This is a genomic window from Peribacillus acanthi (genome assembly GCF_003073175.1).
Lineage (GTDB): Bacteria > Bacillota > Bacilli > Bacillales > DSM-1321 > Bacillus_BN > Bacillus_BN acanthi.
Genome location: NZ_QBBX01000005.1, coordinates 146,866 through 163,024, shown reverse-complemented (window position 1 = coordinate 163,024; position 16,159 = coordinate 146,866). Strand labels below are relative to the sequence as shown.

The window sequence follows — 16,159 nt, the reverse complement described above, 5'->3', positions numbered from 1 at the left end:
CTTATTTTTTTTTCAATAGGCCTTCCATTAATGGTTTGAACTTTTGTATAGTTGGTTTTATCTGAGAGAATGCTTGCATGAGAGTATCAGCATGCACCATTAATTGTTCGAGGTCAACACCTTCTTGTTTGGTAGGTGGTGGTTCTATTTGTCTCTTTGTACCGAACATGAGTTGATTCATTTTAGAATTGCTTCGCATGGGTCTCTTGGGGTTATAGAACATATCATTACTCCTTTCCTTATAATTTAATAGTGTAGAATATGAATGGACAACTCTGAATGGTTTGGATTATTGTCCTATTTAAACTGATAGCTGTTTAAACATAACGAATTCTCTCTACAAAATATAAAGTTCTTGAAAGAAAAAAATTTTTTCGTTAATATTAGTACCAAGTCATAAAGTTTGGTAATAAAATTAGTGTCTAAAGTAAATAGAATGTTTATTATGAATAGAAAAGGGGCTACCGATTATGAATGCTGGAATATTAGGAGTAGGCCGTTGTTTACCTGAAAGAATCATGACCAATTTTGATTTAGAGAAAATTTTGGATACGTCGGATGAATGGATTCGAACCAGAACTGGAATTGAAGAGAGAAGAATCGCCGAAGAGGATATGGATACTTCTGACATGGCATATGCTGCAGCTTTGCGAGCAATTGAAAATGCAGGTATTACAGCAGAAGATCTAGATTTGATTCTCGTTGCGACTGTAACACCTGACCAGCCTTTCCCAACGGTTGCTTGTATGATACAAGACAGATTGGGAGCTAAAAAAGCAGCAGCCATGGATCTGAGCGCAGCATGTTCAGGGTTTATGTACGGAGCGGTTACTGCAGCTCAATTTATTCAATCAGGGGTCTATCAGAATATTTTAGTGGTAGGCGTTGAAAAACTCTCAAAAATTATGGATTGGAATGACCGTAATACTGCAGTGCTATTCGGCGATGGAGCTGGAGCAGTGGTCATTGGACCTGTTTCGGATGGAAAAGGAATCTTATCTTTTGAGTTAGGTGCTGATGGTTCAGGTGGAAAGTACCTCTATCAAGATAAAAACCTATACATGAACGGTAGAGAAGTGTTCAAGTTTGCAGTTCGTCAAATGGGTGAATCTTGCATTGAAGTGTTAAATAAGGCAGGATTGAATAAAGAAGATGTTGATTTTTTAATTCCTCACCAAGCCAATGTAAGAATTATGGAAGCAGCTAGAGAACGTCTTGAACTACCAATAGAAAAAATGTCCAAAACGATTCATAAATACGGAAACAATTCTGCAGCTTCTATACCTATCTCCCTAGTGGAGGAATTGGAAGCGGGTAAGATAAAAGATGGGGATTTAATCGTTATGGTTGGTTTTGGCGCTGGCCTTACTTGGGGTGCGATTGCGCTAAGATGGGGAAGATAATACAAAACTAATGTACCCTATAAATCACGAAAAAATGTTGAAATTCGTTATTACCTAACATATCCAATTATTACAAAGGAGAAAAATAAATGAAACGTAGAGTAGTAGTTACAGGATTAGGTGCTGTGACACCAGTTGGAAATGATGTAAGCACAGCTTGGGAAAATATTCTGCAAGGAAAGACAGGAATCGGTCCTTTAACGAGATTGAACGCGGATGAATATCCGGCAAAAGTAGCGGCAGAAGTAAAAGGTTTCAATATTGAAGAGTACGTTGATAAAAAAGAAGCTAGAAAAATGGATCGTTTCACTCATTATGCTGTAGCAGCTTCACTTATGGCTGTCAAAGATGCTAATCTTGAAATTACAGATGAGATTGCTCCTCGAGTAGGTGTGTGGATTGGCTCTGGTATCGGTGGAATGGAAACGTTTGAGAGTCAGTATGAAACCTTCTTGAATAGAGGATATCGAAGAGTAAGTCCTTTCTTCGTACCTATGATGATTCCTGATATGGCGACGGGTCAAGTTTCAATCATGCTTGGAGCTAAAGGCTTCAATTCATGTACAGTAACTGCATGTGCTACTGGAACGAATTCTATCGGAGATGCATTTAAAGTCATCCAACGCGGAGACGCAGATGTAATGATAACGGGTGGTGCTGAAGCTCCAATCACCAAAATGTCTGTAGCTGGTTTCTGTGCAAATACTGCACTTTCTACGAACACAGATCCAAATACTGCTAGTCGTCCATTCGATGCCAAACGTGACGGATTTGTAATTGGTGAAGGTGCAGGTATCGTGGTTCTTGAAGATTTAGAACATGCATTAGCACGCGGAGCAAATATTTATGCGGAAATCGTGGGGTATGGAGCAACTGGAGATGCCCATCATATCACAGCTCCAGCACCAGGTGGAGAAGGTGGGGCTCGTGCAATGAATATGGCATTGAACGATGCAGCTCTTAAAGCAGAAGATATCCAATATATTAACGCCCACGGAACGAGCACACCTTATAATGATAAGTTTGAAACGATGGCAATCAAAGAAGTGTTCGGAGACCACGCATATAAATTAGCGGTTAGTTCAACGAAATCCATGACAGGACATCTATTAGGTGCTGCAGGCGGTGTGGAAGCTATTTTCACCATTTTAGCCATTAAAGAAAATGTTTTACCACCTACTATGAACCTAGAAACTCCTGATCCTGATTGTGACTTAGATTATGTAGCTAACGCTTCTAGAAAGCAGGAAGTCTCTGCTGCAATGAGCAATTCACTTGGATTTGGTGGACACAACGCTACAATCGTATTTAAAAAATATCAATAATGCTAATTGAAACGAAGGCTAACGCCTTCGTTTCAGATTGTCGACAAAAGACATCGAGAGGCCTCCATCTTGATGTCTTTTGTCATTTTTGGATAGGATTGCGGGTAAAATACGTTGATTTCCACTCCAGGCACTTGCTTTCCGGGGGGCAGGCGGTGAGCTTCCTCGTCGCTAACGCTCCTGCGGGATCTCACCTGTCCTGCTAATCCCCCAGGAGTCAAGCGCCCTCCACTCCAATCAACTAGTTTGGCTCACACTCTAGTAGGTTACCAAGTCCAAGTTGCCATTTTCTTTACATTCATGGCAGCAAACGTAAGCATCGGCTGCATAGACAATTTTTTGAGACCTCGTAAGGTTGTCCATCGCATACCATGCTTTTCTTTCGCATCTGCAAAAACACGTTCAACCGTCTCCTTGCGTTTCGCGTATATCTGTTTGATTACATCGTTGTGACGTAGATGTTCTGCCTCTTCTAAGTAAGCTTCCCAAATATGACGTTGTATAAGTTTTTGATGGTTTTTACTTTCCGTACATTGCGATAGAAATAGAAGATATCCTCGAACACATCGGTATCGAGAAAACGACGCACATAATTTTTACCGAAGGTAGAGAAGTGAGGGACTTCTGTGTAGAAACCAAATCCTAGAAACCACCGATAGGCCATGTTTGTTTCAATTTCTTTTATGGTTTGGCGCATAGAACGTATGCCAGATATGTATTGGATGAATACCATTTTAAACAAGACTACTGGATCAATACTTGGACGACCGAGCTCAGAATACAGCTTTTCAACCAATGGATAGATAAAGGTAAAATCAATCGTTGCCTCAATTTTTCGTACTAAATGGTCATCAGGCACAAGTTGATCAATCGCCAACATTTCTAATTGTTCTCGTTCATTTGATTGGTTTCTCGTCATCATTTTGTACGTCACCTCTTCTATTTTAACCGGTTACTAGTTGATTGGAGTGGAGGGTGACGACTCCTGCAGGAGTAGTGTGAAGCTTGAGACCCCGCAAGGAGCATAGCGACTGAGGAGGCTCAAGTCACACCCCGCGGAAAGCGTTCGCCCGGAACGGAAATCAACGGATTATCTAGTATATAAATTATTTTAATTGAAGAAAGACTGTAGACAAACTCGTATTTTTACGAGTTTGTCTACAGTCTGAAACGAAGGCTAACGCCTTCGTTTTTTATTTTTCTTTCACAAAGTATAAATTGGCAGCGAAGAATTAAGGAGACATAGTAGCCAATTTCAGGAATAAAGGATAAATGAAAATAGGCCAATACCTACGCTTAGGCTTGTAGCTTCCCCCTGTTATCTATTGTTTTTTTCAGGTAGTGTCATAGGTAATTTACATCAAAAAGAAACAAACTTATCAAGAAGCTTTGATAAATGGAAGAAATTAGAATGGTTATGTTGGACTTTTAGAATAGGTACAAGCATATAATCCATTGTATGTCTGTTTTAGCAGGTTCCACTGTTTCCCACTTTGCATAGACTATCTCAGCAAATATTCATCAAAGAGGTGACCTAAGTGGGGTAGTGGATACGAAAGAATGGCTGGAAAAACATGCAGACAATCCTATTGAAATAACAAAATTACTATTAGATGCATTCCAAGAAGATGATGTTGAAAAGCTACATCAATACCTACAAAATCAAGGAATGTTTCGGGGTGGTAAAAAATCTGAGGAAGATTTCCGTAAAATGGTTGATAGATCTCTGTGGGCGGAAGCTGAAAAAATTTTTCAGAACTACAAGATCCAATGGAGTGGAGTAGACATTCCAATTTATCTATTCCCAATTAAATCAGCTTCATTATTCATCCGAGGCGAGCGTAAGTTAGGAATCGCTTTTAAGGATAAAATGATTCTTTTCCTTTCACCTAATGTGGAAGTTAAAGAATTAGAAGCCATAATGATTCACGAATATCATCATGTAAACCGATTAAATAAGATGACGAAGCCTGCTAAAGAAATGTCATTGTTAGATTCCCTCATCATGGAGGGGTTAGCAGAATATACAGTCAACCAAATATTAGGCGAACGGTATACGGCAAAGTGGACTTCTATCTATCAAGAAAGCGAAGTAAACAAGTTATGGGAAAAACATATAAAAGAAAATTTGACTATTCAAAAACATGAAAAATTACATGAAGCTATTATGTATGGAAAAAATGGATACCCTGCCTTGCTAGGTTATTGTATTGGCTATTACTTAGTAAAAGAATATTATTCAATTCATCATTATTCTACCAAAATGTCATTTTCTGTGACTTCTGACATCTTTCGAAATACTTACGAAAAAAAACGAGAAAAACCTTGATGTATCAAGGTTTTTTATTCAAATCTAAACATTTTTCCCAACATATCATGTAAAAAAAGTAAAAAATAGCTTGAAAATGTAAAAAGTTTGTAATATTATTTCATTAAAATATAATGAATTTACAGAAAATAATAACTATTAAAAAAATACTCTTAATTTAGTTAAATAAGAGTACTGTAGATTTAAGGGGTGACGTCATGCCAAATTACCGTTCCACAAAAGAAGAACCACTTCTTGAAGTGAAAAATCTAGAAACTGGTTTTCTTATTGAGGGTGAGTACTATAATGCAGTTGATAATGTCTCTTTTAAGGTTAAGCCTAAACAAGTTATCGGTATTGTTGGTGAATCTGGTTGTGGAAAAAGTGTAATGTCTCTATCTATTATGCAATTGCTTCCAAAAGGCACTGGTAAGGTCCGTAATGGGGAAATCAAGTTCCAAGGAAGAAATATTGAAGGATTATCAGATAAAGAGATTAATAAGATTCGAGGAAAAGATGTTTCAATGATCTTCCAAGAACCTATGACTTCTTTAAATCCCGTTTTTACAATCGGTTTTCAATTGATGGAAGTACTTTTCAACCATGAAAAGATTTCTAAAAGAGAAGCAAGAGACCGTTGCGTCAAACTTTTGAAAAGCGTAGGAATATCAAGAGCAGAACAAATTGTAGATGAATATCCACATCAACTGTCAGGTGGTATGAGACAAAGGGTCATGATCGCGATGGCAATTGCCTGCCAACCAAAATTGCTTATTGCGGATGAACCTACAACTGCACTTGATGTAACAGTTCAAGCTCAGATTCTGGAACTGTTAAAGGAAATTCAACAAGTGAATGATATGTCTGTAATCCTTATCACGCATGATTTAGGCGTTGTAGCCGAAATGTGTGATGACGTCATCGTAATGTATGCAGGTAAGGTTGTAGAGAGCACAACCGTTGACGCTCTATTTTATAACCCAAAACATCCATATACGAAACTCTTGATGGGATCGATACCAAAACTTGATGAAGAAGTTGAAGAGTTAGCATCCATAAAAGGAATCGTCCCTTCATTAAAAAACATGCCTAAACAAGGCTGTCGATTTGTGGATAGATGTCCTTCAGCAATGAGTGAATGTCGTACAATCTCACCTCTACTAGCTGAAAACGAGCCTGGCCATGAAGTGGCATGCTTACTATATGAATCTAGTAAACCGAAGGCTGAGGTGCATACATAATGAGCGTTACTGAAGTAAAGGACAAGAACAGTTCTGGAAACAAATCGTCAGAAAAGCTTCTAGAAGTTAAAAATCTTAAAACCTATTACCCTGTTAAGGGAGGGTTTTTAAGAAAAGTAATCGGTATGGTGAAGGCAGTAGATGACATCTCCTTTGAAATTAATAAAGGAGAAACATTAGGGCTCGTGGGTGAGTCAGGTTGTGGTAAATCGACTGCTGGTAGAACATTGCTAAGATTATTGAAACCAACAGATGGCACAATCCTATTTGATGGAAAAGACATCACAAAAATTGGTGGATCTACCCTTCGAAATATCCGAAAAGATATACAAATGGTTTTCCAAGACCCATATGCATCCTTGAACCCTACTCAGATGGTCGGTGACATTGTTTCTGAACCAATCCGTAATTTTACGAACAAGAGCAAGGCTGAATTGAAGGATGAAGTAATGGAACTTCTTGGAAAAGTTGGTCTCCCAGAGGATGCCTATTACAAATATGCACATGAATTCTCCGGAGGTCAAAGGCAACGTATTGGTATTGCAAGAGCACTAGCTCTAAGGCCGAAGCTAATCATTGCCGACGAACCTGTTTCGGCACTCGATGTTTCAGTGCAATCTCAAGTTTTGAATCTACTTAGAGAATTACAAGATGAATTTGGCTTGACCTACCTATTTATTGCCCATGATTTAAGTGTTGTTAAACATATGAGTGATCGAATCGGGGTTATGTATCTAGGAAACCTAGTGGAAATCGCGGATAAGAAGTCCATTTATGACGATCCGCTTCATCCTTATACAAAAGCATTAATATCAGCTATTCCTGAACCGGATCCAAGAAAGAAGAAGGAACGAATTGTACTTGAAGGCGATGTCCCAAGTCCAATTAATCCTCCATCTGGTTGTCCATTCCATCCAAGGTGTCCAGTTGCGATGCCGGAATGTTCTCAGGTTAAGCCAGCTTTAAGGGAGGTGAAGCCTGGGCAGAGAGTTGCTTGTCACTTATATAACTAGTAAGTCTTTAAATTAAAATCATACGATTTGGGGGGAAACAAATGAAAAAGAAAGCGTTTTGGCTAGCGTCCATTATGCTTGTTTTATCAATGTTCCTTGCTGCATGCTCGGGCGGAGAAAAAACAACAACTACTAAAAAAGATCCAGCAAAATCAGAAGAAAAGAAGCCTGTTGAAGGTGGAAGAGTTACATTCGGTTATACACAACCATTTAAAGGCGTATTATCTTACGCATTCTATGAAGGAGAAGATGATGCAAACATCCTTCAATTCATGCACGAAGGTTTATTCTCAGTAAATGATGAGCTTCAATCTGAGCCTAACTTGGCTACTTGGGAAATCTCTGAAGATAAAATGAAGCTTACGTTTAAGCTTAAAGAAGGCGTTAAATGGCATGATGGTGAAGAGTTAACTATGGAAGACATGGAGTATGCTTGGTACCTAATCGCTGATCCTACATACGAAGGCCCTCGTTTTGCTAACGTAGCTATGATCAAAGGTGCTCAAGAGTACAAAGATGGTAAAGCTGACAAAATCGAAGGTATTAAAGTCGTAGATCCTTACACAGTAGAAGTTACTCTAACAGAGCCTTCTATCAACGTAATTGACAATATCTGGTCTATTCCAGAACCAAAACACTACTATGGCGACATCTCTGCTAAAGAATTAGTAGATGCTGACCAAATCCGTAAAACTCCAATCGGGGTTGGACCATTCAAAGTTTCTAAAATCGTACCAGGTGAAAGCGTTGAGCTAGTACGCAACGACGATTACTGGCAAGGTAAACCGAAATTGGATGCTGTTGTTTACAAAATCGTTGATGGTGCTTTAGCGCAAGGTCTTATTGAAAACGGTGAAATCGATATTATCGAAGCACCAAAAGATCAATGGGAAAATATTTCTAAACTTGAAAACGTAAACGCTGTAACAACTCCAGCTCTTTCTTACAGCTATATCGGCTTTGACTGGGGTCATTATGACACTAAAAAAGGTGTAGTAGTATCTGATAACAAGAAGTTCCAAAACAAAAACCTACGTCATGCAATGGCTCACGCTTTAAATCGTGAAGCATTCATCGAATCTTTTGCTAGCGGACTTGGACAGCCGTTAAACGTTCCATTCCCATCAGTTTCTTGGGCGAAAATTGGTGACGATCAAATTAACACATATGAGTACGATGTAGAAAAAGCTAAGAAATTACTAGACGAAGCTGGATTCAAAGATAAAGATGGCGATGGATTCGTTGAAGATCCAAATGGCAAACCATTCACAGTTAACTTTGATGCTATGAGTGGTGCTGAAACTTCTGAAGCACGTGCACAATTCATCGTTCAATCTTGGCAAGAAATCGGTATCAATGCAAAAATTAATGGTGGAGCATTAAAAGACTTCAACCTATTCTATGACACAATCGAAAAAGACGATCCATCAGTTGAAACATTCATGGGTGCATGGGGACTTTCAAATGACCCAGATCCATCTGGTATTTGGTTATCCACTGACAAGTGGAATATGTGGAGATGGTTCTCTGCTGAATCTGATGAGCTAATCAAGAAGGGTGTTCAATTCCCAACTGATGGCACAGATGTTATGGAACACCGTAAAAATGTTTACTTCGAGTGGCAAAAACTTGTCAACGAAGAGCTTCCTGTAATCTTCTTCGAGCAACGTGAAGATCCATGGGCAATCAACAAACGTGTACAAAACGTAAAAGTTACTCCACTTGGAACTGATGATTTCCACTTATGGAGCGTAACTGAGTAATAGATTAGAAAGTTTTCTTGATAAGGAGAATGCCGAATGCTGCAATATACACTTCGTAGAATATTAGGTATGATTCCTTTGATTATCCTTATCTCAGTAGTGGTATTTTCCCTGGCCAAAATGATGCCAGGGGATGCCCTTACTGGCAAAATCGACCCTCTTAATTCAGATCCAGAATACATTGAAGATATGCGTGAAAAGATGGGACTTAATGATCCAATCTATGTGCAATATTTTAGATGGATGGGCGGAGTCGTAAAAGGAGATTTTGGGGATTCTTTTATACACAAAAGGGAAGTATCTGAACTGGTAGCATCTCGCTTACCAAACACGATTTTACTTGGCATCATGTCTTTAATGATAACTTATATGCTTGCATTCTTAATGGGAAGATACTCAGGTAGACATGCTTATTCTGTAGGTGATTATGGGATATCGGCCATTAACTATTTAGCACTAGCTATTCCAAGCTTTGTTGCTGCCTTAGTTGTTATCTACGTTTTTGCAATTAAGTTAGGTTGGGTACCTGCAAGTGGAAGTGTAAGCTTTGATTCAGAAATAGGCACTTTTGGTTATTATCTGGACAAACTTAAGCATACATTACTACCTGCACTTGTATTAGGTGCAATGTCCACTGCATCATATACTCAGTTCTTACGTAATGACATGATTGAAAGTGCTAGGAAAGATTATGTACGTACTGCAAGAGCTAAGGGTACTAGCGAATCTACTATCTTCAATAAACATATTTTAAGAAACTCAGTCATTCCAATCGTAACATTACTTGGTTTTGACATAGCCAATATCTTTGGTGGAGCAGTAATTATTGAATCGATCTTTACATATCCTGGTGTTGGCTCTCTATTCGTAGAATCAGTTAATGCCCGCGATTATTCTGTAATGATGGCTGTTACAATGATGCTTACAATATTGACCCTCATTGGAAATTTAATTGCAGATTTACTATACGGTTTAGTAGATCCACGAATTCGTTTAGGTTAGGCAGGTGAGTGTAAATGGAACCAACGTTATCAACCCGTAACAAAACAGCTGACATTAAGCATACTAAACCAAGAAAAAGTCAATCTCCATGGGCTATTGCTCGTAGACGTTTCTTGAAAAATAAAATTGCAATGGTCAGTTTACTATTCTTTTTAACTGTGGTCGCCTTATGCGCACTTGCTGAACCGTTAACGGTACCAGTTGAGGAAACAGCTAAAATTAAGTTAACACAAATTAGTAAAGAGCCTTCATCTGAATTTTTCCTCGGAACAGATAAATCTGGAAGAGAAATTTGGCCTCGTATTCTACATGGTGGCCAAACTTCTTTAAAACTAGCTATATCCATCACTGCACTTGTGATTATCACTGGAACAATCGTAGGTTCAGTTTCAGGGTACTTCGGTGGCTTTATAGATGGAGCATTAATGAGATTTACCGATTTCGTCATGACATTCCCATTCATCCTTTTAGTTATCGTAATTAGATCGATTTTTGTGGAATCTGGAGTCGGAACATTGATTCTCGTCATTAGTATTCTTGGTTGGACGAGTACAGCAAGGTTAATTCGAAGTAAAGTCATGGCGGAGAAAGAAAATGAATACATCCTAGCTGCTATCTCTATTGGTTGTAATTCATTCAAAGTCATTGTAAAGCACCTTTTACCGAACGTTTTATCAACCATCATCGTACAAGCAACAATCTTAATGGCTGTTATGATCGTTGCTGAAACAGGTCTTAGCTATCTTGGTTTTGGAGTACCTATGACCATTCCAACATGGGGTAACATGGTACAAGAAGCAAGAAGTCCGGATGTATTGGCGAATAAATGGTGGATTTGGATTCCTCCTGCTACTGTTTTAACACTAGTTATACTTTCCATTAACTTTATTGGTGAAGGTTTAAAGGATGCATTTAATCCTAAATCTGCTAAATAAAATCCATCTCTCCACTTGAGGTGGATTTTATTTTTTTGTGTCTTGCTAAAAGGCTTGTACTTTTCACCTTGATTTTGGCATATATAAATAAGAAGAAACAGGAAAGAAAACATGTAGGAGGTAGTCCATGTGACACGGAAAGACGATGGGTTAATTGAGTCTATCTTATATTATATAGTTCGTGTTTTATCAATATTTATTGGAAGTGGAATGGCAGTTTCAGGAGCGGTAAGCTGCATTGGTTATTTGAATATGTTAACCACTGGCCATACTCTCACTGAATTTGGAAAATTCATTGTTGGAAGACTCGAACTATACATTATTCCTATAGGGATGATTATAGTAATCCTTAGTTTATTAGACAGAATGCCTTTTTCCTCGAAATAAAGATAAGTTACTCTTTCTATGAAATTTTGCCGATTGTTTTTTTGAAATAGATAAAAACAATTGCTGCTGAGCCATCAGTAATTTTAGAAAAATGATGTTTCAGCTCGTCGCAAGGCAGCACACAGCTATGCTACGAAATCATGCATGAAGTGAGTGACGAAAAAAAACGAATTCCCCCTCAATTTCCAGTCCTCTAAAAATAAGTCCAACGATTTGCTAAAAAGGAATAATTTCTCCCTACAATGACTATACTTATGGACAAATAGCTTACAAGTAGGTGAGGGATCAAATATGTTATATCTCCATGATGTTTGGGTGAATTGGTTTGAAGGTGAAGAAAACGGCTATAATATATGCCATTTCCACGAATGGAGAAAAGAAGATGGTATAGAATTGCTTGACCAAGTACCTTTGCTAAAAGTAACAACCACGTTATTTCACTACATTGAGAATGATTTAGCCGAGCTCCCTCAAGATTTATTGAATGATGTTTATCAAAAAGCATTCTTGAGAAAAAACCATGAACGAACACAGTTGGACTATTGCTTTATCGTTACAGATGGAACAGGAATTCTAGCTGTAGACACGATTGGATACACGATTCCCATTCGAAAAAGTCGTTTAATTCCGAGGCAAGAACAATTAGTGTATGACATGGTGGAAAACCATCCTGTAAAGGAATACAGATTTAATAATGCTGGTCTTCAGAAAAAAGAATATCATATTTTGTCTCCCGCTCCAGATTATATGAGTGGATTGACAAGAAAAGAAAGACAATTAAAACAGTTACTTTTTATGGCACTTGATCAATTACATACTTCTAAGAATACTCCAGAAATAAGATATTGGTATACAGAATGGGCTCCCCATAAATACATGGACATTCAAGACTTAGAGTTTGAGAAAGCATGGGAAGAGCTCTTTGAAGAAGTTCAATATGGTTGGACAAGCAAACATCTACAATTATGTGAAAACTTAATTAAAGGACAACCATTTTTCGAGAAGCTATGGGAGATGGAAGTAGGGGACAGGCCTACGATGCTTTAATTAATCAGAAATCTAATCATAATAGAAAAACGGCTGGTCCCATTTTTGGGGACTCAGCCGCTTTTTTATCTTTTTCTTCCTAACCCCATTGCGTTCATCATTTTTTGAATCATTTTATTTGCATCTCTGTTTGCGACTTCTGCACCGCGGTCAAGAATATCATCAAGTTCCTTAGAATCAATCAATTCATAATAACGATCTTGAATAGGTTTAATCGTATCTACCACCACTTTGGCTAAATCGCTTTTAAAATCTCCATAGCCTTTACCTTCATATTTTTTCTCAAGGTTATCAATAGATTCACCAGTGAAAATTGAATAAATGGAAATAAGATTTGAGATTCCCGGTTTATTTTCTACGTTATATTTCACAATACCTTCAGAATCAGTGACCGCACTCTTAATTTTTTTCTCAATCTGTTTTGGGTCGTCCAGTAAAGTAATGAATGACTTCAGGTTCGGATCCGATTTGCTCATTTTTTTTGTAGGTTCCTGTAAAGACATGATTCGAGCTCCAACTTCAGGTGTACGAATCTCAGGAATCGTGAAAATCTCTCCATGTTTCTTATTGAAACGCTCAGCCAAATCCCTTGTCAGTTCGATATGTTGTTTTTGATCGTCACCAACTGGAACGACATCTGTTTTGTATAGTAGGATATCTGCTGCCATCAATGGTGGATATGTCAGTAATCCAGAAGAGACAGCTTCTCGACCTGATGATTTATCCTTGAACTGAGTCATTCTTTCAAGCTCACCAATATAGGAAATACATTGCATGATCCAGCCGGCTTGAGCATGAGCTGGTACTTCAGATTGAATGAAGATTGTTGCCTTATTTGGATCGATTCCAATTGCCAAATATAGAGCTGCAAGACTGCGAATGTTTTTTCTTAATTCTAGACGGTCTTGAGGCATAGTAATGGCATGCTGATCAACAATGCAAAAATAACAGTGATAATCATGCTGCAAATCAACAAATTGTCTCATCGCTCCAATATAGTTACCTAACGTAACGGAGCCGGTAGGTTGAATACCTGAAAAAATGTTTTTCAATGCTGGACACTCCTTTATAAACCTTACAAATGTATTATTTCATTATTTCATATGTCAGAAATACTAGACAAGGAAAATGTTTTTTATTCTTATTGATAATAAAACAAGAGACCTATTAACATAAACCCAAATAAAATGAGTCCTGTCCATAATGTCCAAGAATAGTCAAAAGTGATTAAATCTGAAAGGCGAGTAAACCCTTGTTCTTCATCCTCCTCTGCCAAATGACCAAATCTCTTTTTATTATTACGTGAGAAAAGTAAACGAAAGCTGTGACTGATTACATCGAAAAACCCCTTCTCTAGTACAAGAAGTAATAGTGAAAAAATAATCAATGTGCCTGATACATAAAAAGTTAAATTAATAAAATCTACTAAATGAATCCTTTTATATAGAAATAAGCAGGATAAAAGGATAAGTGCCATTAAAACTAAAACAGAAACGCTTATACGCTTCAATTAATTTCATCTCCTTAGAATAATATGCTACCCAATGAATTAATTAAAAGTATATCAAACTGACAACGAATTGAAAAAGTGTATAGAAGTTATATTTGAATAACATTATATAGAGGGAAGTGCTGTCAAATAAATTTCTTTGGTAAAAAAGGAATAATTAACTAGTGTTTTTTACTGATTTTGGAATGGGGAATAAACATGAATGTAGCTTAAATTCATTAGTACTTTACCAAAATAAAATGTTTTATTATAGGTATAAAGACCTATTTTTTGTAACGGAAATATGATTTTTATAATATTTCTGTAAATTTTATTGAAAAAGTTAATTTACAAATAATCAGAAAAATGTATAATGAACATTGTAAGAATTTTTAAAACATAAAAGGGGTGTCAAATTTGAAAAAGTCAAAATTTTCATTACTTTTAGTTCTTACATTAGTCCTTAGCATTTTCTTATCGGCTTGTACCGGTGGAAAAGAGAAGGAAAAAGCAGAAGGAGAAAACGAAGGAAATACTCCTGCTGAAACAGCTAATGTACCTCAAGAACTAAAAACACTAGATTCTGCTGAAATTCCAACTATGGACAGCGCTCTTGCTGAAGGTTCTACAAGTTTCTTATACTTGAACCAAATGAGTGAAGGTCTATACCGTATTAACGCTGATCAACAGCCAGAACTTGGACTTGCTGCTGAAGAACCAACAGTAAGTGAAGATGGAAAAACTTACACTTTCAAAATCAGAGACGCAAAATGGTCTAACGGTGATGCTATCACTGCTGCTGATTTCGAATTTGCATGGAAACGTGCTATCGATCCAGAAACTGCTTCTCCTTACGGTCCATACATGATGGGCGGTAAAATCGCTGGAGCACAAGAGATCACTGATCTTGCAGCTGCTAAAAAGCCTTACGACATCAACACTTTAGGAGTTAAAGCTCTTGATGAGAAAACTCTAGAAGTTAAATTAGTAAAACCAATTCCTTTCTTTAAAGCTCTTATGGCTTTCGGAACTTTCTATCCGATCCAACAAAAGTTCTTTGAATCTACTGCTGGTAAATATGCTAGCAACGCTGAAAACCTACTTGCTTCTGGTCCATTCAAAATGACTAAGTGGGACGGCCCTGCTGCTACTGAGTGGGTAATGGAAAAGAACGAAAACTATTGGGATGCTGAAAACGTTAAGTTAACAAAAGTAACTACAAACGTTGTTAAAGATTCTCAATCTGCTGTTAACGCTTTCGAAGCTGGTGAAGTTGATATCACTGGTAAGTTATCTTCTGACATCGTTCCTCAATACGATGGCGACGAGCGCTTACTTCGTTACTTAGAAACTACTGTATTCTGGTTAAAACTTAACCAAAAGCAAAACCCAGCACTTAAAAACGAAAACATTCGTCGTGCAATCGCTATGGCATTCAACAAAGAAGACCTTACAGCTAGCATCTTGAACAACGGTTCAATTCCTGCTAACTATGCTGTTCCTAAAGATTCTTTCTATGACGAGAGCGGAGCTGACTTCCGTGAGAAAAACGGAGACATGCTTGAGTATAACGTAGAAGAAGCTAAGAAGTATTGGGAACAAGGTCTAAAAGAACTTGGTACTGACAAAGTTACAATCGGCTACCTAGGTGGAGACACTGAAACATCTAAGAAAACTGACGAGTACATGAAAAACCAATTAGAAACTAACCTTAAAGGTTTAACAATTAAGCTTGAAAGCGTTCCTTTCGCTATCCGTTTAGAGCGTGACAATGCTCAAACTTATGACATCCAATTCGCTGGATGGGGTGCTGACTACTTAGATCCAATTTCATTCTCTGACCTTTGGGTAACTAAAGGTGGAAGTAACCGTATGGATTACTCTAACCCAGAGTATGATAAAAACATCAAAGCTGCTATGGGCGAGCTTGCTGATAAGCCTGCTGAGCGTTGGGCTGCATTACAAGAAGCTGAAAGAATCCTTCTTGAAGAAGATGCTGGTCTAGCTCCAGTTTACCAACGTGCTACAAACCTATTAATCGCTCCTAAGGTTAAAGGTTTCGTATACCACAACGTAGGTTCTGACTACAGCTGGAAATGGATCGAAATCACAGACGCAGAATAATTACCAATTGCTTTTTAAAAAAAGGTGTATATAATTCTGTACTAGGAACAGAAGAGAGTATATTTTCTCAATATACTCTCTTTTTCCCTGTTAAGGAAATTGTCTAACTTTGCGAAATATTA

14 protein-coding genes and 1 pseudogene are annotated in these 16,159 nt (G+C 37.7%); 11 read left to right on the top strand and 4 right to left on the bottom strand.

The genetic code is table 11. The features are described 5' to 3' along the window. Position 1 precedes the first annotated feature (1 nt). Positions 2-223, bottom strand: coding sequence for a hypothetical protein (locus DBX25_RS06955; protein WP_108670059.1), 222 nt, complete (start codon positions 221-223; stop codon positions 2-4). 247 nt (positions 224-470) lie between these two features. On the opposite strand from DBX25_RS06955, the gene DBX25_RS06950 reads away from it, so the two are divergent. Next, positions 471-1,403: a beta-ketoacyl-ACP synthase III gene (locus tag DBX25_RS06950; RefSeq protein WP_108670058.1), complete on the top strand. Its 933-nt coding sequence runs from the start codon at positions 471-473 to the stop codon at positions 1,401-1,403. 89 nt (positions 1,404-1,492) lie between these two features. Further along, entirely contained in the window at positions 1,493-2,728 is a 1,236-nt protein-coding gene (gene fabF / locus DBX25_RS06945) for a beta-ketoacyl-ACP synthase II (RefSeq protein WP_108670057.1), read from the top strand. Between the two features lie 266 nt (positions 2,729-2,994). Here the strand turns inward: fabF and DBX25_RS06940 are convergent. Next, positions 2,995-3,650 (bottom strand): annotated as a pseudogene (locus DBX25_RS06940) (transposase). Between the two features lie 624 nt (positions 3,651-4,274). On the opposite strand from DBX25_RS06940, the gene DBX25_RS06935 reads away from it, so the two are divergent. From DBX25_RS06935 to DBX25_RS06900, 8 genes are all read left to right on the top strand, one after another. Further along, the gene (locus DBX25_RS06935) at positions 4,275-5,057 is read left to right on the top strand and encodes a DUF2268 domain-containing putative Zn-dependent protease (RefSeq protein WP_108670056.1); all 783 of its coding nucleotides are present in this window, start codon (positions 4,275-4,277) and stop codon (positions 5,055-5,057) included. A gap of 197 nt (positions 5,058-5,254) precedes the next feature. Beyond that, the gene (locus DBX25_RS06930; protein WP_108670055.1) at positions 5,255-6,277 is read left to right on the top strand and encodes an ABC transporter ATP-binding protein; all 1,023 of its coding nucleotides are present in this window, start codon (positions 5,255-5,257) and stop codon (positions 6,275-6,277) included. After that, positions 6,277-7,290, top strand: a complete 1,014-nt coding sequence (locus DBX25_RS06925) for an ABC transporter ATP-binding protein (RefSeq protein WP_108670054.1) — start codon at positions 6,277-6,279, stop codon at positions 7,288-7,290. Before DBX25_RS06930 ends, DBX25_RS06925 begins: the two co-directional genes overlap by 1 nt. 41 nt (positions 7,291-7,331) lie before the next feature. Then, entirely contained in the window at positions 7,332-9,053 is a 1,722-nt protein-coding gene (gene opp4A, locus DBX25_RS06920) for an oligopeptide ABC transporter substrate-binding protein (protein WP_108670053.1), read from the top strand. A 36-nt stretch (positions 9,054-9,089) separates the two neighbouring features. Further along, the gene (opp4B, locus tag DBX25_RS06915; RefSeq protein ID WP_108670052.1) at positions 9,090-10,055 is read left to right on the top strand and encodes an oligopeptide ABC transporter permease; all 966 of its coding nucleotides are present in this window, start codon (positions 9,090-9,092) and stop codon (positions 10,053-10,055) included. Positions 10,056-10,069: 14 nt separating this feature from the next. Continuing rightward, entirely contained in the window at positions 10,070-10,990 is a 921-nt protein-coding gene (gene opp4C, locus DBX25_RS06910) for an oligopeptide ABC transporter permease (RefSeq protein ID WP_108670051.1), read from the top strand. A 129-nt stretch (positions 10,991-11,119) separates the two neighbouring features. Beyond that, positions 11,120-11,377, top strand: a complete 258-nt coding sequence (locus DBX25_RS06905) for a YuzI family membrane protein (RefSeq protein ID WP_108670050.1) — start codon at positions 11,120-11,122, stop codon at positions 11,375-11,377. A gap of 291 nt (positions 11,378-11,668) precedes the next feature. Further along, positions 11,669-12,424, top strand: a complete 756-nt coding sequence (locus DBX25_RS06900) for a YjbA family protein (RefSeq protein ID WP_108670049.1) — start codon at positions 11,669-11,671, stop codon at positions 12,422-12,424. Positions 12,425-12,489: 65 nt separating this feature from the next. On the opposite strand, the gene trpS is transcribed toward DBX25_RS06900, so the two are convergent. Together trpS and DBX25_RS06890 are read right to left on the bottom strand one after the other, a co-directional pair. Then, on the bottom strand, positions 12,490-13,476 hold the full coding sequence (trpS, locus tag DBX25_RS06895) for a tryptophan--tRNA ligase (protein WP_108670048.1): 987 nt from the start codon (positions 13,474-13,476) through the stop codon (positions 12,490-12,492). Between the two features lie 89 nt (positions 13,477-13,565). Next, on the bottom strand, positions 13,566-13,934 hold the full coding sequence (locus DBX25_RS06890; protein ID WP_108670047.1) for a DUF3899 domain-containing protein: 369 nt from the start codon (positions 13,932-13,934) through the stop codon (positions 13,566-13,568). 396 nt (positions 13,935-14,330) lie between these two features. Between DBX25_RS06890 and DBX25_RS06885 the strand changes: the two genes are divergently transcribed. Next, entirely contained in the window at positions 14,331-16,037 is a 1,707-nt protein-coding gene (locus tag DBX25_RS06885) for a peptide ABC transporter substrate-binding protein (RefSeq protein WP_108670046.1), read from the top strand. Positions 16,038-16,159: the final 122 nt, after the last annotated feature.

What these genes read in the sequence shown, in the direction of transcription:
- DBX25_RS06955 (WP_108670059.1), bottom strand. Translation starts at nt 223, where the DNA reads ATGTTCTATAACCCCAAGAGACCCATGCGAAGCAATTCTAAAATGAAT.
- DBX25_RS06950 (WP_108670058.1), top strand. Translation starts at nt 471, where the DNA reads ATGAATGCTGGAATATTAGGAGTAGGCCGTTGTTTACCTGAAAGAATC.
- fabF (WP_108670057.1), top strand. Translation starts at nt 1,493, where the DNA reads ATGAAACGTAGAGTAGTAGTTACAGGATTAGGTGCTGTGACACCAGTT.
- DBX25_RS06930 (WP_108670055.1), top strand. Translation starts at nt 5,255, where the DNA reads ATGCCAAATTACCGTTCCACAAAAGAAGAACCACTTCTTGAAGTGAAA.
- DBX25_RS06925 (WP_108670054.1), top strand. Translation starts at nt 6,277, where the DNA reads ATGAGCGTTACTGAAGTAAAGGACAAGAACAGTTCTGGAAACAAATCG.
- opp4A (WP_108670053.1), top strand. Translation starts at nt 7,332, where the DNA reads ATGAAAAAGAAAGCGTTTTGGCTAGCGTCCATTATGCTTGTTTTATCA.
- opp4B (WP_108670052.1), top strand. Translation starts at nt 9,090, where the DNA reads ATGCTGCAATATACACTTCGTAGAATATTAGGTATGATTCCTTTGATT.
- opp4C (WP_108670051.1), top strand. Translation starts at nt 10,070, where the DNA reads ATGGAACCAACGTTATCAACCCGTAACAAAACAGCTGACATTAAGCAT.
- DBX25_RS06900 (WP_108670049.1), top strand. Translation starts at nt 11,669, where the DNA reads ATGTTATATCTCCATGATGTTTGGGTGAATTGGTTTGAAGGTGAAGAA.